16 protein-coding genes and 1 riboswitch are annotated in these 19086 nt (G+C 70.3%); of the genes, 9 read left to right on the top strand and 7 right to left on the bottom strand.

Annotated elements, in window-relative coordinates; genetic code table 11:
* Window positions 1-111: 111 nt before the first annotated feature.
* The 8 genes from OG801_RS10935 (at window position 112) to OG801_RS10900 (ending at window position 8269) form a co-directional block, all read left to right on the top strand.
* Window positions 112-408 (top strand): DUF3263 domain-containing protein, encoded by a 297-nt coding sequence (locus OG801_RS10935; protein WP_091046051.1) that lies wholly within the window; start codon window positions 112-114, stop codon window positions 406-408.
* A complete protein-coding gene (locus OG801_RS10930; protein WP_355020933.1) occupies window positions 409-927 on the top strand; it encodes a LytR C-terminal domain-containing protein in 519 nt (172 codons plus the stop codon). It abuts the gene before it with no gap.
* A gap of 92 nt (window positions 928-1019) precedes the next feature.
* Window positions 1020-1871, top strand: coding sequence for a trehalose-phosphatase (gene otsB, locus OG801_RS10925; RefSeq protein ID WP_406035734.1), 852 nt, complete (start codon window positions 1020-1022; stop codon window positions 1869-1871).
* A gap of 85 nt (window positions 1872-1956) precedes the next feature.
* Window positions 1957-4281 (top strand): endopeptidase La, encoded by a 2325-nt coding sequence (gene lon, locus OG801_RS10920; RefSeq protein WP_406035733.1) that lies wholly within the window; start codon window positions 1957-1959, stop codon window positions 4279-4281.
* Window positions 4282-4349: 68 nt separating this feature from the next.
* Entirely contained in the window at window positions 4350-4901 is a 552-nt protein-coding gene (locus tag OG801_RS10915; RefSeq protein ID WP_406035732.1) for an isochorismatase family protein, read from the top strand.
* Window positions 4898-5809: a GlxA family transcriptional regulator gene (locus OG801_RS10910; protein ID WP_406035731.1), complete on the top strand. Its 912-nt coding sequence runs from the start codon at window positions 4898-4900 to the stop codon at window positions 5807-5809. Before OG801_RS10915 ends, OG801_RS10910 begins: the two co-directional genes overlap by 4 nt.
* Window positions 5810-5896: 87 nt before the next feature.
* Window positions 5897-6036: riboswitch (SAM riboswitch) on the top strand.
* A gap of 11 nt (window positions 6037-6047) precedes the next feature.
* On the top strand, window positions 6048-7319 hold the full coding sequence (thrC, locus tag OG801_RS10905) for a threonine synthase (RefSeq protein ID WP_406035730.1): 1272 nt from the start codon (window positions 6048-6050) through the stop codon (window positions 7317-7319).
* Between the two features lie 41 nt (window positions 7320-7360).
* The gene (locus tag OG801_RS10900; RefSeq protein ID WP_355020939.1) at window positions 7361-8269 is read left to right on the top strand and encodes an SGNH/GDSL hydrolase family protein; all 909 of its coding nucleotides are present in this window, start codon (window positions 7361-7363) and stop codon (window positions 8267-8269) included.
* On the opposite strand, the gene OG801_RS10895 is transcribed toward OG801_RS10900, so the two are convergent.
* From OG801_RS10895 to OG801_RS10865, 7 genes are all read right to left on the bottom strand, one after another.
* Window positions 8219-9451, bottom strand: a complete 1233-nt coding sequence (locus tag OG801_RS10895; RefSeq protein WP_406035729.1) for a type II toxin-antitoxin system HipA family toxin — start codon at window positions 9449-9451, stop codon at window positions 8219-8221. The two genes, OG801_RS10900 and OG801_RS10895, sit on opposite strands and share 51 nt — an antisense overlap.
* On the bottom strand, window positions 9444-9692 hold the full coding sequence (locus OG801_RS10890; RefSeq protein ID WP_406035728.1) for a helix-turn-helix transcriptional regulator: 249 nt from the start codon (window positions 9690-9692) through the stop codon (window positions 9444-9446). Before OG801_RS10890 ends, OG801_RS10895 begins: the two co-directional genes overlap by 8 nt.
* Before the next feature lie 100 nt (window positions 9693-9792).
* On the bottom strand, window positions 9793-11397 hold the full coding sequence (locus tag OG801_RS10885; protein ID WP_406035727.1) for an AMP-binding protein: 1605 nt from the start codon (window positions 11395-11397) through the stop codon (window positions 9793-9795).
* An 88-nt stretch (window positions 11398-11485) separates the two neighbouring features.
* Window positions 11486-13054 carry an AMP-binding protein gene (locus OG801_RS10880; protein ID WP_406035726.1) on the bottom strand — a complete coding sequence of 523 codons (1569 nt, stop codon included), beginning with the start codon at window positions 13052-13054 and terminating at the stop codon, window positions 11486-11488.
* A 17-nt stretch (window positions 13055-13071) separates the two neighbouring features.
* Entirely contained in the window at window positions 13072-14313 is a 1242-nt protein-coding gene (locus OG801_RS10875) for an RNA polymerase sigma factor (RefSeq protein WP_406035725.1), read from the bottom strand.
* 14 nt (window positions 14314-14327) lie between these two features.
* Window positions 14328-14660: a YciI family protein gene (locus tag OG801_RS10870; protein ID WP_406035724.1), complete on the bottom strand. Its 333-nt coding sequence runs from the start codon at window positions 14658-14660 to the stop codon at window positions 14328-14330.
* On the bottom strand, window positions 14657-15022 hold the full coding sequence (locus OG801_RS10865) for a YciI family protein (RefSeq protein WP_406035723.1): 366 nt from the start codon (window positions 15020-15022) through the stop codon (window positions 14657-14659). The genes OG801_RS10870 and OG801_RS10865 overlap by 4 nt, the downstream gene beginning before the upstream one ends.
* Window positions 15023-15233: 211 nt before the next feature.
* Here OG801_RS10865 and OG801_RS10860 point away from each other — a divergent pair, with 211 nt between their 5' ends.
* Window positions 15234-19085: a Pls/PosA family non-ribosomal peptide synthetase gene (locus OG801_RS10860; protein ID WP_406035722.1), complete on the top strand. Its 3852-nt coding sequence runs from the start codon at window positions 15234-15236 to the stop codon at window positions 19083-19085.
* Window position 19086 lies beyond the last annotated feature (1 nt).

Genomic DNA, 19086 nt, shown 5'->3' with positions numbered 1-19086 from the left:
GGCCCCTCGATCGGAATACCTGTCGAGTAACACGCCGGGAGGGTGAACCACAGCGGTGTAGTTCGGCGCGTTAGGGTGTGGTCAGATGCAGACGACACCGGGGGACGAGGAATGAGCGCTGTCAACGTGCAGGTCACAGGCCCAGGCGAGGACCCCGCGAGCCTCAGCGAACGCGACAAGCAGATCCTCGACTTCGAGCGTCAGTGGTGGAAGTACGCCGGAGCCAAGGAAGCCGCTGTGCGCGAGGCGTTCAACATGTCCGCCACCCGTTACTACCAGGTTCTCAACGCTCTCATCGACAAGCCGGAGGCCCTTGAGGCCGACCCTCTGCTGGTACGCCGCCTGCGACGGCTCCGCGCGGCCCGGCAGCGTCAGCGCTCGGCGAGACGGCTCGGTTTCGAGGTCTGAATGACCGGCTGCGTACGTCCTTCGAAGGGTGAGCGTGGCGTCGCGCTCCCCACACCCGTCATCGCGCTGAGCGTGGTGGCCGTCATCGCCGCGGTGATCATCTTCTGGATCACCGGTGGCGACGGAGACGGGGGCAAGGAGATCGCCCAGGCCGGTGGCAGCCCCTCGGCCTCCGCGTCGGCCTCACCGAAGGCGGCCAAGGCCGAGGAGAAGAAGCCGCCCAAGGCCGAGCCTTCGCCGGTCGACCGCGCCAAGGTCAGCGTCGAGGTCTACAACCAGTCGAATATCGTCGGCTTGGCCGGCGACGTCGCGGCCAAGGCGAACACGGTCGGCTGGAACGTCGTCGGCGAGGACAACTGGATGGGCTCCATCCCGGAGAACACCGTCTACTACCCGAGCGAGATGAAGCGCGAGGGTCAGCAGCTCGCCGATGACCTCGGCATCAAACGTACCCATGTGTCGGTCGAGGGCTCGATGAAGGGCGACCGGTTGACGGTGGTTCTGACCGGGGCTCTCTGAGCCTTTCCGGCCGTTCTCGACGGTGTGTGATCTACCGCACTGCGGCACCCTCGTGGTCGGCTCCGAGGTGGTTGCCGTGTCACAGTTGAGGCATGGCCGAACTCCAGCCTGATGGCACCGCAGGAGAGCAGAAGTACGCCGCGATCGCGGCTGCTGCCGCCGAGACCCTCGTCGGTCTCGACTTCGACGGCACGCTCTCCCCGATCGTCGAGGACCCGGCCTCGGCTCGGATCCATCCGGACGCGGCCACGGTCCTGATCGCGCTCGCCTCCCGGGTGAAGGCACTGGCCATCGTCACCGGCCGTCCGGCCGGACAGGTCGTCGAGCTCGGCGGGCTGGCCGCGATCGCCGACGCGCTCGCGGAGGAGGGCAAGGAGCTGTACGTCTTCGGGCAGTACGGCAACGAGCGCTGGAGCGGTGCCGACCGGGTCGTCGTCGGCCCGCCGCCGCCCGAGGGGCTGGCCGCCTTCGAGGCGGCGCTGCCGGAGGTACTCGCCGCTCACGGTGCGCAAGATGCCTACATCGAGGAGAAGGGTCTCGCCGTCGGGGTGCACACCCGCCGGTTCCCCGACCCCGACGGCCTCGCCGCACGTCTGCTTCCGCCGCTGACCGAGCTGGCTGGCGAGCACGGGCTCGTGATCGAGCCCGGCAAGCAGGTCATCGAGGTGCGTGCTCCTGGCATGCACAAGGGTCATGCGATCGACACGCTGATCTCCGAGGTCTCGCCCGGCGCGATCCTGTTCGGCGGTGACGACCTGGGTGACATCGAGGCGTTCGAGGCCGTCAGGACCTGGGGAAAGACCACCGGGTCGGCGACGCTGCTCGTCTACTCCCACGCCGGCCCCGACCGCGGTCCGCTCGCGGAGCTCGCTGATCTCGAGGTGCAGGGACCGGATGGCGTGCTGGAGCTGCTGCGTGAGCTGACCGACGACAGCGTCCGCTGACAGCGAACACGATAACCGGAGGGAACATCCGGTTGCTCCCAGAAGTTGAGCGAGTATCACTCAACTCTTCTAGGAGGGTCCGCAAATGGACAAGCTTCCTGTGCTGTTCGTCTCGGATGCCGTGGTCCTGCCGGGGATGGTCGTGCCGATCGAGCTCGACGAGGCCTCTCAGGCCGCGATCGACGCCGCCCGGGCCGGCTCGGATAACCGGTTGCTGGTCGCGCCGCGGCTGGGGGACCGGTACGCGACGTACGGCGCTGTCGCCACGATCGAGCGCGTCGGCCGGTTCCGGGGCGGTGAGCCCGCGGCGGTGCTGAGAGCCGTCGGCCGCGCGAAGATCGGCTCCGGCGTGACCGGACCCGGTGCAGCGCTGTGGGTCGAGGTCGAGACCGCCACCGAGACGACCACGGAGCACGCGAAGGAGCTGGCCGAGGAGTACAAGCGGCTGGTCGTCGCGGTGCTCCAGCGTCGCGAGGCCTGGCCGGTCATCGACCAGGTCAACCGGCTCACCGAGCCGTCGGAGATCGCCGACACCGCCGGCTACGCGCCCTATCTCGACGACGACGCCAAGCGCGAGCTGCTGGAGACGCCGGACGTCACCGAGCGCCTCGAGAAGGTGATCGCCTGGGCGAAGGACTACATCGCGGAGTCCGAGGTCAGCGACAAGATCGCCGAGGACGTACGCGAGGGCATGGAGAAGACGCAGCGGGAGTTCCTGCTGCGCCAGCAGCTCGCCGCGATCCGCAAGGAGCTCGGCGAGGGCGAGCCCGAGGGGTCCGACGACTACCGGGCCCGCGTCGAGGCCGCCGACCTCCCCGAGGCCGTACGCGAGGCCGCGCTGCGCGAGGTCGACAAGCTCGAGCGTGGTTCCGAGCAGAACCCCGAGACCGCCTGGATCCGCACCTGGCTGGACACGGTGCTGGAGCTGCCGTGGTCGGTCCGGACCGAGGACTCGACCGACGTGGTCGCGGCTCGTGAGGTGCTCGACGCCGACCACCACGGCCTCGAGGAGGTCAAGGACCGGATCGTGGAGTACCTGGCGGTGCGGACCCGACGTGCCGAGCGGGGCCTGCAGGTGATCGGCGGCCGTGGCTCAGGTGCCGTGGTGCTGCTCGCCGGCCCGCCAGGAGTCGGCAAGACCTCGCTGGGGGAGTCGGTCGCGCGCTCGCTCGGACGGAAGTTCGTCCGGGTCGCGCTGGGCGGTGTCCGCGACGAGGCCGAGATCCGTGGTCACCGGCGCACCTACGTCGGCGCGCTGCCGGGCCGGATCGTGCGGGCCATCAAGGAGGCCGGCTCGATGAACCCGGTCGTGCTCCTGGACGAGGTCGACAAGGTCGGCTCGGACTATCGGGGTGACCCTGCCGCCGCGCTGCTGGAAGTGCTCGACCCGGCGCAGAACCACACCTTCCGTGACCACTACCTCGAGCTCGACCTGGACCTCTCCGACGTCCTGTTCATCGCCACCGCCAACGTGGTCGAGCAGATCCCGTCGGCGCTGCTGGACCGGATGGAGCTGGTCACGATCGACGGCTACGCCGAGGACGACAAGGTCGCCATCGCCCGTGACTTCCTGCTGCCCCGGCAGCTCGAGCGCGCCGCGGTGACCTCGGAGGAGGCCACGGTGACCGACGACGCCCTGCGTGAGCTGGCCGCGAACTACACCCGTGAGGCAGGCGTACGCCAGCTCGAGCGGCTCATCGCCAAGGCGCTGCGCAAGGTGGCGACGCGGCTGGCGACAGGTGCGGAGCACGTCGAGATCGGCCTGGACAACCTCAAGGACCTGGTCGGTCGGCCGCGGTTCACGCCGGAGTCGGCGGAGCGTACCTCTGTCCCGGGGGTCGCCACCGGACTGGCCGTCACCGGGCTCGGTGGGGACGTGCTCTTCATCGAGGCGTCCTCGGCCGAGGGGCAGGCTGGACTGAACATCACCGGCCAGCTCGGCGAGGTGATGAAGGAGTCCGCGCAGATCGCGCTCTCCTTCGTCCGCTCGCACGCCGCCGAACTGGGCGTCGACCCGGCCGTGCTCGACCGATCGCTCCACGTCCACGTGCCCGCGGGTGCGGTCCCGAAGGACGGCCCGAGCGCCGGCATCACGATGGTCACCGCGCTCACCTCTCTCGCGACCGGTCGCCCGGTGCGCAGCGAGGTCGGGATGACCGGTGAGGTCTCGCTCTCCGGGCGGGTGCTGCCCATCGGCGGCCTCAAGCAGAAGCTGCTCGCCGCCCAGCGAGCCGGCCTGACCGAGGTCTTCGTACCCCAGCGCAACGAGCCCGACCTGGACGAGGTCCCCGACGAGGTGAAGCAGGCCCTGAAGATCAACCTGGTGAGCGATGTCAGGGATGTCGTACGTGGCGCCCTCGCGCCTGCCGAGGGAGGGGTCACCGCCCAGAGCACGGTTGCCGCTGCCTGACCGGATCGTTCCGGATGCTGCCCGCTTGATGCCTCGTGCGTCGAGCGGGCAGCTCGCACACTGGGCACATGAGCAACCGAGCCCTTCTCGTCATCGACATCCAGGAGTCCTTCCGGCAGCGGGAGTCCTGGCAGCAGACCCTCCACCCCGACATCGCCGAGCGCGCCGACCGGCTGGTGAGCCTCGCGCGGGCCGCGGGCGACCTGGTGGTCTGGGTGCTCCATACCGAGCCCGGCAGCGGCGGCGTCTTCGACCCGCAGTCGGGTCACGTGCGCTATCTCGACGGGCTCAGCGGCCCGAAGCCAGGCGATGTCGAGGTGCGCAAGACCGCCCACAACGCCTTCACCACGACCAACCTGCAGCAGGTGCTGACCGAGCGCGGGATCACCGAGCTCGTGGTGTGCGGGATCCGCGCCGAGCAGTGCGTCGAGACCACCGCGCGGATCGGCTCCGACCTCGGCTACCGGGTCACCTATGTCGCCGACGCGGTCACCACCGAGCCGCTGGGCGGGCTGTCGGCCGAGGAGGTCGTGGAGCGTACGAAGCTCGTGCTCAGCGGCCGGTTCGCCGAGATCGCGACGATCGCCGATCTGGAGGCTGTGGCAGCATCTGCAGCATGAGCGCCGTCGTGTTCGTGCTGCTGCCCGGCGTACATCTGCTCGACCTCGCCGGGCCGGCACAGGCGTTCCACGCCGCGGGCAGCCTGGGACACCCCTACGACCTCGTGTACGTCGCGGGCGCCGAGCCGGGGGAGGTGCTCTCCGCGCAGGGGCTGCCTCTGACGGCCGCCGCGGAATGGCCCGATCTCGACCCCGGTGACCTGCTCGTCGTGCCGGGCTGGCGAGCGGCGTACGACCTCGTCGCCGGCCCCCGGCTCACCCGCGAGAGCGCTGAGCGGCTGCGTGCCCATCATGCCGCCGGGGGCGAGGTGGCCAGCGTCTGCGCCGGCGCCGACGCCCTCGGGCAGGCGGGACTCCTCGACGGACGTCGCTGCACCACCCATCACGATCTCCAGGACGCACTGTCCCGGCGCTACCCGAAGGCCCGGGTGGTGCGCGACGTGCTCTTCACCAGCGATGACCGGATCGTGACGTCGGCCGGCATCGCCAGCGGCATCGACCTGAGCCTGCACCTGCTCGCGGTGCGCCACGGACCGGCGCTGGCGGCTCGCGTGGCCCGCGACATGGTCGTCTACGCGCGGCGCAACGGCGACCAGCCGCAGGAGAGCGTCCTGCTGCGCCACCGGAACCATCTCGACGACACCGTCCACCATGTGCAGGACGTCATCGACGCCCGGTTCGCCGAGCCGCTTCCGCTCTCCGCTCTGGCGGACGGCGCGGGGGTGAGCGAACGGACCCTGACCCGCGCCTTCGCAGCTGCGACCGGCCTCACCCCGCTCCGCTATCAACAGGCTCTCCGCCGTGAACGGGCCGACCATCTGCTGGCTGCCGGCACCACCATGGAGTCGGCCGCCCGTGCGGTGGGCTTCGACGATGCCCGGATGCTGCGCCGGCTCCGCGCTCGCTAGACCCTCGATGCCCAGATGGTGGACGACTGGTCCACGGAATGGAACCCGGGTGTGTTTGGCAGCGGATACCTGCCGTACGATCGCTACTGCTCATCGAGAGGGACTGAGGGAACGGCCCAGTGAAGTCCCGGCAACCGACCACGAGCCTCCTCCCGGCCATCGGGTAGGGCGTGGAGCAGGTGCTAATTCCGGCCCGGCGCGAGAGACGTGATCGGGGAAGATGAGGAGGAGGTTTCTCATGAGCGCTGCGACCACGGAGACGAAGGGCCTGCGCGAGGGTGCGTTCGGCAACGCCTCGGCGCTGTCGTGCCGGGAGTGTGGGCACCAGATCGAGCTCGGACCGCATTACGCCTGTCCGGAGTGTTTCGGGCCACTGGAGGTGGCCTATGACTTCCCGGCCGTGACCCGCGAGGAGATCGAGGCCGGACCCCGCAACATCTGGCGCTACAAGGCCCTGCTGCCGGTGCCCGACGACATCGAGCAGAGCCCCAACACCGAGCCCGGCTTCACCCGGCTCCTGGACGCGAAGAACCTCGCCAGGGAGCTCGGCATCGAGAAGATCTGGGTGAAGGACGACTCGACCAACCCGACCAACTCGTTCAAGGACCGCGTGGTCGCCTGTGCGCTGAGCGCCGCCCGCGAGCTCGACGCCAAGGTCTTCGCCTGCCCGAGCACCGGCAACCTGGCCAACGCGGTGGCGGCGGCGGGAGCGCGAGCCGGTATCCCGACCGCGGTCTTCATCCCGAGCAACCTCGAGCAGCCCAAGCAGGTCAACTCCGCCATCTTCACCGACAACCTGATCGCCGTCGACGGCAACTACGACGACGTCAACAAGCTGGCCCAGGAGATCGCCGCGGAGGAGGAGGGCTGGGCGTTCGTGAACGTCAACGTACGTCCCTTCTACGCCGAGGGCTCCAAGACGCTCGGCTTCGAGATCGCCGAGCAGCTCGGCTGGCGCCTGCCCGACCAGATCGTCATCCCGGTGGCCTCCGGATCCCAGCTGACCAAGGTCGACAAGGCCTTCAAGGAGCTGATCAAGCTCGGTCTGGTCGAGGAGAAGCCCTACCGGATCTTCGGCGCCCAGGCGACCGGCTGCAACCCGGTCGCGACCGCGTTCAAGGCCGGTGTGGACGCCATCCGCCCGGTCAAGCCCGACACGATCGCCAAGTCGCTGGCCATCGGCAACCCGGCCGACGGCATCTACGTCCTCGACGCCACCCGCTCCTCCGGTGGTGCTGTCGAGGAGGTCACCGACGACGAGATCCGCGCAGCGATCGTGCTCCTGGCCCGCACCGAGGGCATCTTCACCGAGACCGCCGGCGGCACCACTCTCGCGGTCACCAAGAAGCTCGTCGACAACGGTCTCCTCGACCCGAGCCTGGAGACGGTGATCATCAACACCGGCCATGGCCTCAAGACGCTCGACGCGGTCAGCGGCATCGTCGGCCCCCGCGCCACCATCGCCCCCAACTACGACGCGTTCGAGGAAGCCGGGCTCTCTCAGGCGTAGGTTAATTTCGCGTTCACATCCGTGGGGTACACCTAAGGAATGTGAACACCACGAAGACGAGTGAAGAGGCCAAGTGGCTCGGCATGGTCGCCGCCACCGCCGGGGTCGCCGGCGCAGTCGGTGTGGTGGGGGCGGCGGCCGGTGCCGGGTTCGTGACGTTGCTGAAGAGACAGGCGGCGCACGCGCGTGACGTGATCGGCAAGCCCCTCGGTGAGGAGGCGATCGACGCCGACAAGGTCTACAAGAAGGCCTACGGAGGTACGCCGGTCGAGCTCCTCGTCCTCGGCGACTCGATCGCCGCCGGGCTGGGCGCGGAGACCAGAAGCGGCACCCTCGGCGCGCGGCTGGCCAAGGGCACGGCCAAGGCTCTGCTGAGGCCGGTGCGGCTGCGTACGGCTGCCGTGGTCGGGGCCGAGACGTCGATGCTCCCCGCGCAGCTCGAGTCGCTGCCGAAGGGCTACCGGCCCGATGTGGCGGTGGTCATCGTCGGTGGCAACGACGTCACCCACCGGGTGCCGCAGAAGGACTCCACCCGGGTGCTGGGGGAGGTCATCGACGCGCTGCGCGAGCGTGGTGCCGAGGTCGTGGTCGGGACCTGTCCGGACGTGGGTGCGGTGCGACCCCTGCCGCAGCCGCTGCGCTCGCTCGGACGCCGGATCGCCAAGCAGCTGGCCGACGGCCAGCGGGAGACCGCACTGGCCCGGGGTGCCCACGTCGTCTCGCTCTCCGACGTCGTCGGCCCGTTCTTCATCACCAACCCCGACGAGATGTTCGCCATCGACCACTTCCACCCCAGCGCGATGGGCTACAAGCGCACGGCCAAGGCGATGCTGCCCTCCGTCCTCGCCGCCCTCGGGCAGGTCCAGCAGGTCCCCTTCGGACACCACCTCCCCGAGCCCTTAGGAAGCAGCGGCGACCCGCTCGTCGACGATGGTCCAAGCCTCGGCTGAGACGCCCGGGTGGGCGCTGCGGTCGATGCCGTCAAGTGCCTTGGCGAGGTCGGCGACGGTCGTATCGACAACCCGCCGAGCGCGTCGTTCGGGCAGACCCCATGAGCGGCCCTCCGCGACCACGTCGTCGATGGTGACCTCGTCGACGAGGAACTTCCCGTTGACGTCCAACGCGAACCGCCGGTTGTCCCTGCGGTGGTGGAGATGCATGGAGATGTCGTACGCCGGGCTCAGGGTCACGCTCCCGTCGGCCCGACGGATGAATGAGATGTTCTTCGCGTGCATGTCGGTGTTGCCGACGAGGTGGGAGAAGGTGACCAGCCGCAGGAGGTCGTCCGGGTTGCCGCCGTCTTCCCGGAGCACATCTGCTGCGTGGCGAAGTGTCGGGAGCTTCGAGCCCCATTGAAACTTGCGGTTGGGGTCGGAGGTATTGAGACCGACTGCCTGGGCGAGATCCTCCTGGTGGATTCGCGCCTCGCCGGGCCCACGGTCGTATCGGGAGATCGCGATCGCGCGTACGTCCTCGTACTCCAGGATCTCGGTGTCGACTGTGGTGAGCCCGACTCGACGGGCAAGCTCCAGGCTCGCTGCTTCGGTGTCGATGACGTCAGCGATTCCGGACTCCGGAGACGATCCGCGCTTGATGATCCAGGTCGACGGCGCTCCGGCCTTGCAGGCCTGCCAGGTCTCGCCGATCCGATGGAGAGCGATCTTGGGCACCATTCCGGGGAGGCTGCTCGACTCTGCAGTGACTCCGAACTGATCGGAAGGTGAGTGCTCGTCGGCGTAGCGGATCCGATGAGCGACCTCGTCCGAGTCGAGAGGCTCGTAGTGGCCGGACGTGGTGGGGTCGGCGGTTCCCTCGGGAACGAAGATCGCCGCGCCAGGTGTATCCCGACCGTAGGAGCGGATGAGGGCGAAGGTGTCGTCCGGGCCCACCCCGGCGCTCATCGCATGGTTCGTTCGTGCATTGCCTTCCGGGAGCAGGCCGTCGAGGTAAGCCTTGACCAGCGCCGGGACCGGTCGTACTCCGATGGTCAGTTTCGCCGACAGGATCCGGACCTGGGAGGCCCAGCGGTCCTGTGCCTCGGTGGTCCAGGACAAGGACAGCCGTCCATTCGGATCCTCGGTCATCGTGGCGATCCGGGTTCCGTAGACCCATACGTCGAGTGGATCACGCATCGGGACCGCCCTCACGGATCTCGGCATGTAGCTCGATATGGCCGCCGAGTTCGCGGATCACCTCGAAGACGCGCGATGCGTAGAGGTTGGGGTTGCCGGACTCGATCCCCACCACGTATTGCCGCGAGATCCCGAGTGTCTCGGCGAGCTCCTCCTGGGTCAGGCCGCGCGCCGTGCGCACCTCGGCAAGCGCTCGTCCCAGCGCCTGGGGCGAGCGTGCTATCGCCGTGTAGTGAGCCACATCTTCTCCCGGTGTCAGGTTATCCTTACAACGTTGGAGTGTCAGAATATCAGGACACTGCCGGAATGTTCGGATATCCTGACACCGGGATGACGCGGGGCTACTCGCTCGTGCTGTCGTCCTCGTCTGGACCCTTGCCGCCGGTGCTGAGCATGTCGGCGGTGAGGCCGGTGGCGGCGCGGTAGTCGACGGTCCCCGCAGGCGTACGCGGCACCGACTCGACCAGCAGGACGAGCTTGGGCTCGTGCGACTCCCCGAGCCGGTCGCGGGCGTGCTTACGCAGGTCGGCAGCCGTGGTCTCGGTCGACGGGGCGAGCTGCACCAGCGCCGCGACCTGCTGGCCCCAGCGCGGATGGGGCATGCCGAAGACGGCGGCGTCGACGACGTCCTCGTGGGCGAGGAGCACGCCCTCGATGGGCTCGGGGTGGATCTCGAGGTCACCGGTGCGTACGAGTGTGGCGGCCCTGCCCAGCAAGGTGATCGAGCCGTCCTGCTCGCGGCGGGCGAGGTCGCCGGGGAAGGTCCAGCGCCGGTTGTCGATCAGCTTGATCGCGGTCGCCGAGCGGGCGTTGTCCTTGTAGTAGCCGAGAGCGGCGGGGCCGGATCGGGCCAGCAGACCCTCGACCCCGGGAGCCGCCGGGGTGAGGTCGGGGTTGAAGACCTCCACCTCCGGACCCACCATGAACCGCGCCTCGCCGGGCACGAGCGGGGAACCGTCGTCGGCGCGGGAGCCGGTGACGCCGGTCTCGAGGGTGCCGTAGGAGTCGACGATGACCCGGCGGGCGAAGGCGTTGCGCAGGATTGCGAGGACGCCGTCGGAGAGCGGTGCCGCGGTGTTGGAGACCCCGGCGAGCGAGTGCAGCGGCCAGCGCTTCTTGCCGGTCAGCCGGGCCTTGGCCACCGGTCGCGCCTGGGCGTCGCCCAGCAGCGTGATCGCGGTCGCGCCGGCCCGCTCGGCGAGGTCGAGGAACGCCTCGGCGGAGAACGTGGGCGAGGTGTCGAGAACCGCGGTGCCACCGGCGACCAGCGCTCGCAGGAGCAGCAGCTGGCTCTGCCCGTGCAGCAGCGGACCGCCGGCGAGCAGGACGACACCCGAGTCGCGAGCGGCCGCCTCGGCGGCGAGACCCTCGACCGACGGGATCGGCGCGTTGCGGCGGACCGTGTTCAGCGCGGCCCAGATCAGGTCCTCCTGGCGCCAGACCGCACCCTTCGGGGTGCCCGTGGTGCCGGTGGTGAAGATGATGTGCCAGTCGCCGGGCGTACGTCCGAGCGTCGGCCGCTCCTTGGACGCCGCGGCGACCTTGGCGTCGTAGTCGGGGCCCAGGACGACCCGGTGGTCCAGCTTCAGGTCGAGCTCGTCGAGGTCATCGGTGAACTCGGGGGAGACGATGGCCGCGACGCAGTCGGTGGCGGCGTACGTCCGGGCGAGCTCGTCGCGCCGGTAGGCGTGGTTGATGTTGACCGGGATCGTGCGGGCCTTGAGACACCCGTAGAGGGCGTCGACCCACTCGATCCGGTTGGTCGCGTGGATGGCGACCTGGGCGCCCGGCTCGAGCCCGATGCTCAGCAGGTGGTTGGCCAGGCGCGTGGCACGCTCGTCGATCTCGGCGTACGTGTAGGCGCGGTCGGTGGTGATGACTGCCGGGCGGTCGGGGATGGCATCGGCCATCGCTTCCAGGATGTCGGGCAGTGTGAGGGGGATCACGGCGGACACAGGGCTTCTGCGCCTTCCAATTGGTAGGGCCAGGGGTAGCGCCGCACGGCACGGAGCCGTACGTCGGATCACCCGGTCGTCACGTACGCGCCTCGAGCAGCTCGGCGGCGACCGTAGCGCTGGCACGATAGTCCACCTTGCTCACCGGCGTGCGAGGGACTCGCTCCACGAGCAGGATGTCCTTGGGCACCTTGTAGGCGGAGATGAGGCTGCGGCAGTGCTCGCGGAGCGCATCGGTCGAGGTCACGGCGCCGTCGCGGAGCTGCACGAGAGCGGTGACCTGCTGGCCCCAGCGCTCGTGCGGGGTGCCGACGACCGCGGTGTCGAAGACGTCGGCATGACGCAGCAGGACCGACTCGACCTCCTCGGGAAAGACCTTCTCGCCGCCGGTGTTGATGCAGCCCGACCCGCGGCCGAGGACGGTGATCGAGCCGTCCTCCTCGCGCCGCGCGAAGTCGCCCGGGATCGACCAGCGCTGCCCGCCGACCTCCTTGAACGTCGCCGCGGTCTTGACCGGGTCGTTGTAGTAGCCCTGCGGGATCGACCCGGTGCGCGCGAGCATCCCGGTCTCACCCGGAGCGCACGCCTTCATGTCGGTGTCGAAGACCTGTACGTCCATCCCGACCTGGAACTTCGGCGCGGCCTGCGCGCCCTCGTTGCCGTCGTCGACCTGCATGCCGGCCGCCCCGGACTCCGAGGCGCCGTAGGAGTCGAGGATGTAGCGGCCCGGCAGCGCCTCCCGGAGCTGGGTGCGTACCCCCGTGGAGAGCGGGGCGGCGCCGTTGGAGACCGCGAACAGGCTGCTCAGGTCCCAGCGCTCCGGCTCGCGCAGGATCGCCTCGGCGACCGGGCGGCCCATCGCGTCGCCCAGGAAGGTGAGCGAGTTGACCCCGGCGGCCTGGACCAGGTCGAGGATCGTCTCCGGCGACCAGGCCGGCTCGGTGTAGAGCGAGACCGTGCAGCCGGCGACATGGCCGTTGCCCATGATCCACTGGCTGCCGCCGTGCATCATCGGACCGCAGGCCAGCAGCACCATCGGCGACTCCTGTGCCGCAGCCTCCTGGGCGAGCTGCTCGACGGTGTCGAAGGGAGCGCCGAACCGGCTCGCGTTCATCGCGGCGCGGATGATGTCCTCCTGGCGCCACACGACGCCCTTCGGCATCCCGGTCGTGCCGCCGGTGTAGATGACATAGCGGTCGTCGGGGCTGCGCTCGATGTCGGGGCGCTCCTTGGACGCGGCGGCGACCGCGGCGTCGTACTCCTCGCCCATCACCAGCGTCGGGATGCCCAGGCCGAGCGCGGCGACCGCCTCGACGTGCTCCGGTCCGATGATCGCGGCGACCGCGTCTGAGTTGCGGTAGAGGTGGTCGAGCTCGTCGTGGAGGTACTTGTGGTTGATGTTGATCGGCACCGCCCGCGCCTTCATGCACCCGTAGAAGGCGTCGACCCACTCGATCCGGTTGCGGGAGTGGACGGCGACGTGGTCGCCAGGTTTGATGCCCTGCCCGAGGAGGTGGTTGGCCAGCCTGGTCGCGCGCTCGTCGACCTCGGCGAAGCTGTAGGCGTGTTCCATGGTGAACACGGCGGTGCGGTCGGGGATGGCGTCGGCCATCGCCTCGAGGATGTCAGGGAGAGTGATCGGGGTCACACCACCGAGTGTGGCAACTAGAACGTGTTCTCGTCTAGGGAATGAGGTTCAAAACCTTCCAGGACGTACGCCGCGGCTCGCCGCCGGCCGAGGTCGGCCCGCTCCGGTCCATGCGTGCAGAGCGCGATGGCTTCGTCGTACGCCTCGACCGCCTCATGGTGACGATTCAGCCGCTCCAGCAGCTGGGCACGTACGGCAGGCAGTCGGTGCCCGGGGAGAGCGACCGAGTCCAGCGCCTCGAGTCCGGCCCCGGCGCCGTTCGCCTCGGCCACCGCGACGGCCCGGTTGAGACGTACGACCGGGGTGTCCCGGAGCGCGAGCAGCTCGTCGTAGCGCTCGACGATGCGCTCCCAGGCGGTCGTCTCGGAGCTGGGCGCGAGGGCGTGCTCCGCGGCGATCAGCGCCTGGAGGAGATAGGGGGCCGGGGCCGCGTGGGCGAGCGGGGTGAGGATCGCGAGGGCATCGGCGATCTCTTCGGTCCGCCAGCGGGTGCGGTCCTGGTCCGGAAGCAGCACGAGAGCGCCGTCCGGCCCGATCCGGGCCGCTCGGCGCGAGTGCTGCAGGAGCATCAGCGCGAGGAGGGCGTCGACCTCCGGGTCCGGCTGGGGGAGGACCGACCGCAGGACGCGGACCAGCCGGATCGCCTCGCCCGCCAGGTCGCTGCGTACGACATCCGCACCGGTGCCGGGGGCGTAGCCCGCCGTGAACGCGAGATAGGCGACCTCGGCGACGATCCCGACCCGGCCGGCGAGGTCTGCGGGAACCTCGAAGGACGCGCCTGCGAGCCGCTTCCGCGCCCGGGTCAGCCGGGCTGCCATCGTCGCCTTCGACTGCAGGAAGAGCCGCCCGATGTCCTCGGTGGAGACGCCGAGGACCAGACGGAGGGTGAGTGCGGCAGCCGCCTCGCGGGACAGGGTCGGGTGGGCGCAGAGCAGCACCAAGCGCAGCCGCTCGTCGGTGACCTCACCAGAGTCGACCATCACCCGCTGCGCCTCCTGGGTCACCGCCGCATCCACCGCGAGCAGCGGCATCTTGCGAGCCAGCACCTCCTCAGAACGCATCCGGTCCACGATCCGCCGCCGCGCCGTGGTGAGGAGCCACGCCGGTCCGTTGTCGGGCTCGCCGTCGACGGGCCAGCGCCGGGCGGCCGCCTCGAAGGCGTCGGCCAGGCCGTCCTCGGCGAGGTCAAGACGCCGGAACTGCGCGACGAGCAGGGCCAACAGGCGGCCCCACTCCTCGCGCAGCAGCGTCTCCAGCATCGCCGTGGGACGCCCTAGTCCGCCGCGCGGATCTCGATCGCCGACTCGACCGTGGCGAGCAGCTTGCAGCACTCGACCAGGTCGTCGCGGTCCTCGGACTCCACGACGTAGAGCCCGGCGAGGTGCTCGGCCGCCTCGGTGTAGGGGCCGTCGGTGACGCCCGAGTTACGCACGGTCACGGCGGTCGACGGAAGGTCGAGCGCGGCGCCGTGCCGCAGGTCGGTGTGGCCGCGCTCGGCCAGCAGCGCGGAGAACTTCTCGTGCACGGCGAACAACCTGTCCCTCTCCTCCTGCGTCTTCGTCTGCCACTCGGCCTCGACGTTGGGGATGAGCAGGTAGTACCTCATGCGGACACCTCCCCGTGCTCGACGACCTCGCGGACCTCGATCGCCGTCTCCCGATCGGCGAGCACCTTGCAGCATTCGAGCATGTCCTCGAGGTCATCGGTATCGATCAGGTAGAAGCCGGTGACCTGCTCGACGGTCTCGGCGAAGGGTCCGTCCGTGACCGCTACCCCGTCGCCGGTCGTGCGCAGTGTCTTCGCCTTGCTGGAGTGGTGGAGCTCGGCGCCGCCGGTGACCTTGTGGCCGCGTTCGGCGAGCAGCTTGGCGAACCTGCCGTGCACCTCGTATCCGGCTGCCTTCTCCTCCGGCGTCGACTCGGCCCAGGAGGCCTCGTTCGCCGGCAGCAGCACCATGTATCTGGTCATGGTGGTTTCCCTTCTCGTCTCGGAATGAGTCTGTCACCGGGGATGACGGCTGGAACAAGGCCAAATCGACAGCGAGAAAGAAGGAAGATGTATGTCATGCGTTCAACTGACCCCGGAAGGCTCCGCGTGTGAGCGAGCGTCAGCGAGTGAACCATCCAAGCTTCACGCGACCGCGTCCGTATCATGGCGCTTGCGCTACGGAGGTGGTCGTGTGACCGATCCCCTGCTGCGAGGCGAGCTCGCGCCCGAGCCCCGGACCCTCGTCGACATCTTCCGGGCCACCGCGGCCCAGGTGCCCGACGAGCCGGCCGTCGACGCGGGCAACGGGCTGCTGACGTACGCCGAGCTCGAGGAGGCCGCCGACGGGCTGGCCGCCGAGCTCAACGCCGCCGGGATCGGGCCGGGGGACAAGGTCGGGCTGCGGATCGCGAGCGGCACCACCGACCTGTACGTCGCGATCCTCGGGATCCTCTGCGCGGGTGCTGCCTACGTGCCGGTCGACGCCGACGACCCCGAGGAGCGGGCCCGGCTGGTCTTCGGTGAGGCCCGGGTCGCTGCGGTCGTGACCAACGACCTGAGGGTCACCACGACAGCCGATCCCGGAGAGGCACGCGAGGCGCGCGAGCCGGAGGAGCCGTCGACCGACGACGACGCCTGGGTGATCTTCACCTCCGGGTCGACCGGCACCCCGAAGGGTGTCGCGGTCACCCACCGCAACGCCGCGGCGTTCGTCGACGCCGAGTCGCGCCTCTTCCTCCAGGACGCCCCGATCGGGGTCGGCGACCGGGTGATGGCGGGTCTCTCGGTGGCCTTCGACGCGAGCTGTGAGGAGATCTGGCTGGCGTGGCGCTACGGCGCCTGCCTGGTCCCGGCCCCACGGGCGCTGGTGCGTTCGGGGGTCGACGTCGGTCCGTGGCTGGTCGCCAACCAGATCACCATTGTCTCGACGGTGCCCACGCTGGTCGCGCTGTGGCCGCCGTCCTCGCTCGACCGGGTCCGGCTGCTGATCACCGGCGGCGAGGCGATCCCGCCCGAGCTCGCCGCCCGTCTGGTCACGTCCGGCCGCGAGGTGTGGAACACCTACGGTCCGACCGAGGCGACGGTGGTGGCCTGCGGAGCCCGGCTGACCGCCGAAGGGCCGGTACGGATCGGCCTCCCGCTCGACGGCTGGGACCTCGCCGTCGTCGACCCCGCCACGGGCGTCCCGGTCGCCGAGGGCGAGACCGGAGAGCTGATCATCGGCGGTGTCGGCCTGGCGCGCTATCTGGACGCGGCCAAGGACGCCGAGAAGTACGCTCCGATGCCCACTCTCGGCTGGGAGCGCGCCTACCGCTCCGGCGATCTGGTCGTCAACGATCCCGCCGGGCTGCTCTTCGGCGGGCGCGCCGACGACCAGATCAAGCTCGGTGGCCGGCGCATCGAGCTCGGCGAGATCGACAGCGCTCTGCTCCAGCTGGACGGGGTCGTCGGGGCCGCGGCGGCGGTGCGGAGGAGCGCCGCGGGCAACAGCCTGCTGGTCGGCTACGTCACCGTCGACGACACCTTCGACCAGGCCACCTCCGTCGCCCGGCTCCGGGCCGACATGCCGGCGGCGCTGGTGCCGCGGCTGGCCGTGGTCGACAGCCTCCCGACGCGTACGAGCGGGAAGGTCGACCGCGACGCGCTGCCGTGGCCGCTCGCCTCGGCCGCGGGTTCGGGCGAGGGGCTCAGCGACACCGAGGCCTGGCTGGCCGGGCTGTGGAACGACGTCCTCGGCGCCGAGGTCACCGGGCCGGCGGCGGACTTCTTCGACCTCGGCGGCGGCAGTCTGACCGCGGCCCAGATGGTCAGCCTGATCCGCGAGCGATTCCCCGAGGTCGCGCTCGGCGACATCTACGACCAGCCGAAGCTCGGCGCGCTGGCCACCTACATCGACGAGATGGGCAGCTCTGCCGCGCTCTCCGAGCACGAGGTGCCGGCCGTACGCCTCAAGACCCAGGTCGCTCAGGTGGTCGGGACGATCCTGCTGCGCTGCCTCGCGGCACCGCGCTGGCTGACCTGGATCGGGCTCGGGACGACGCTCGCCCAGCCGTGGGCGCCCTGGTTGCCCTCGCTCAGCTGGTGGATCCTCGTGCCGGCCGTCCTCGCCTTCCTGACTGCACCGGGCCGGATGCTGCTCGCCGCGGGCGCGGCGCGACTCATCCTGCGCGGCGTACGTCCGGGGGAGCACCCCCGCGGCGGCAAGGTCCATCTCCGGCTCTGGCTGGCGACGCACGCCGTCGACGAGCTCGGCGCCCACGGTCTCGCTGGGGCACCGTGGATGCTCTGGTACGCCCGGCTGCTCGGCGTGCGGATGGGCAAGAACGTCGACCTGCACAGCCTCCCGCCGGTCACCGGCATGCTCACCCTCGGCAAGGGCTGCTCGATCGAGCAGGAGGTCGACCTCTCCGGTCACTGGATCGAGGGTGACGTGCTCCATCTCGGTGAGGTCGAGGTGGGCGAACGGGCCCGCGTCGGGGCGCGCTCGACACTGCTGCCCGGCGCACGCGTCGGCGACGACGCCGAGGTCGGACCCGGTTCGGCGGTCTTCGGCGTGGTGCCGGCGGGCGAGTTCTGGTCGGGTTCGCCGGCCGTACGCGCCGCCAGAGAAGCCCGCGGGCCGTGGCAGCCGCCCGAGGCGCGAGCCCAGGTCTGGATGCTCCTCTACGGCATCGCTGCCGCCGTGCTCGCGCTGCTTCCTGCGATCGCCATCGGCGTCGGGATGCTCGTCGGCGTCGCCCTCGCCGGCGTGCCCACCTCCTACACCGACGTCGGGCCGCTGCTGGCCTGGAGCCCGGTCGCGGTGGCGGCCGGATTCGCCACCCTGGCCGCGCTGATCTGGGCGGTGGTGCGGCTCGCCGGTCTGGCGATCGCCCCCGGCGTACATCCCGTACGCAGCCTGGCCGGTGTCGCGGTCTGGTCGACGATGCAGGTGCTCGACGAGGCCCGCACGTGGCTCTTCCCGCTCTACTCCTCGACGCTGACGCCGCTGTGGCTGCGGGCGCTGGGGGCGAAGATCGGCAAGCACGTCGAGGCCTCGACGGTCCTGATGATCCCCGGGCTGACGCAGGTCAACGACCAGAGCTTCCTGGCCGACGACACCCTGATCGGCGGCTACGAGCTGGGCGGCGGCTGGCTGCGGGTCGAGCGGGTGAAGATCGGCAAGCGCGCCTTCGTCGGCAACTCCGGCATGGCGGCGCCCGGCCGCAAGGTGCCGAAGGCGTCCCTGGTCGCCGTGCTCAGCGCGGCCCCGCGCCGCAAACGCGCGCAGAAGGGGGAGAGCTGGCTCGGCTCGCCGCCCGCGCCGCTGCGCCGCGCGGCCGGCGAGACCGACTCGGGGCGTACCTACGACCCACCGACACGCCTCAAGATCGCAAGGGCGCTCGTCGAGCTGGCCCGGCTGGTGCCGCAGACGCTCGCGGTGCTGCTCTACGCGGGCGTCGGCTACGTGCTCGTGCGGGTCTGGGAGGCGACCGACCTCCTCGTCGCGATCCTGGTCACCGGGCCGGTGCTCGCGGTCGCCGGAGCGGTCGCCGCCGGCATCACGGTGGCGGCGAAGTGGCTGCTCGTGGGCCGCATCCGGGCCGGCTCGCACCCGCTGTGGAGCTGGTTCGTGTGGGCCAACGAGCTGGCCGACACCTTCGTCGAGGTGCTCGCCGCACCCTGGTTCACCGGCGCCGTGTCCGGCACCCCGGTGCTCAACCTCTGGTTCCGAGCGCTCGGCGCGAAGATCGGCCGCGGCGTGTGGATCGAGACCCACTGGCTCCCCGAGACCGACCTCGTCGAGCTCGGCGACGGCGCCACGGTCAACGCCGGCACGGTCGTGCAGACGCACCTGTTCCACGACCGCGTCCTGGCCCTCGACGAGGTCGTCCTCCGGCGCGGCGCCACGCTCGGGCCGAACTCGGTGATCCTGCCCGCCGCGGCCATCGGCCGGCACGCGGTCGTCGGCCCGGTCTCGCTGGTCATGCGCGGGGAGAGCCTCCCCGACAAGACCCTGTGGATCGGCAACCCGATCGGTCCCTGGGACCAGGCGGCCCCCTAAC

Origin of the sequence: Nocardioides sp. NBC_00163, assembly GCF_045206295.1 — a bacterium.
Classification (GTDB): Bacteria; Actinomycetota; Actinomycetes; order Propionibacteriales; family Nocardioidaceae; genus Nocardioides.
The sequence above is the reverse complement of the archived record's forward strand: the minus strand, read 5'-3'. Positions and strand labels throughout refer to the sequence as shown.

Bases quoted from the DNA above. Each gene is read 5' to 3' on its own strand.
- OG801_RS10915 (WP_406035732.1), top strand. From the start codon at position 4,350: ATGAGCAACCGAGCCCTTCTCGTCATCGACATCCAGGAGTCCTTCCGG.
- otsB (WP_406035734.1), top strand. From the start codon at position 1,020: ATGGCCGAACTCCAGCCTGATGGCACCGCAGGAGAGCAGAAGTACGCC.
- OG801_RS10935 (WP_091046051.1), top strand. From the start codon at position 112: ATGAGCGCTGTCAACGTGCAGGTCACAGGCCCAGGCGAGGACCCCGCG.
- OG801_RS10865 (WP_406035723.1), bottom strand. From the start codon at position 15,022: ATGACCAGATACATGGTGCTGCTGCCGGCGAACGAGGCCTCCTGGGCC.
- OG801_RS10870 (WP_406035724.1), bottom strand. From the start codon at position 14,660: ATGAGGTACTACCTGCTCATCCCCAACGTCGAGGCCGAGTGGCAGACG.
- OG801_RS10930 (WP_355020933.1), top strand. From the start codon at position 409: ATGACCGGCTGCGTACGTCCTTCGAAGGGTGAGCGTGGCGTCGCGCTC.
- lon (WP_406035733.1), top strand. From the start codon at position 1,957: ATGGACAAGCTTCCTGTGCTGTTCGTCTCGGATGCCGTGGTCCTGCCG.
- thrC (WP_406035730.1), top strand. From the start codon at position 6,048: ATGAGCGCTGCGACCACGGAGACGAAGGGCCTGCGCGAGGGTGCGTTC.
- OG801_RS10910 (WP_406035731.1), top strand. From the start codon at position 4,898: ATGAGCGCCGTCGTGTTCGTGCTGCTGCCCGGCGTACATCTGCTCGAC.
- OG801_RS10875 (WP_406035725.1), bottom strand. From the start codon at position 14,313: ATGCTGGAGACGCTGCTGCGCGAGGAGTGGGGCCGCCTGTTGGCCCTG.
- OG801_RS10895 (WP_406035729.1), bottom strand. From the start codon at position 9,451: ATGCGTGATCCACTCGACGTATGGGTCTACGGAACCCGGATCGCCACG.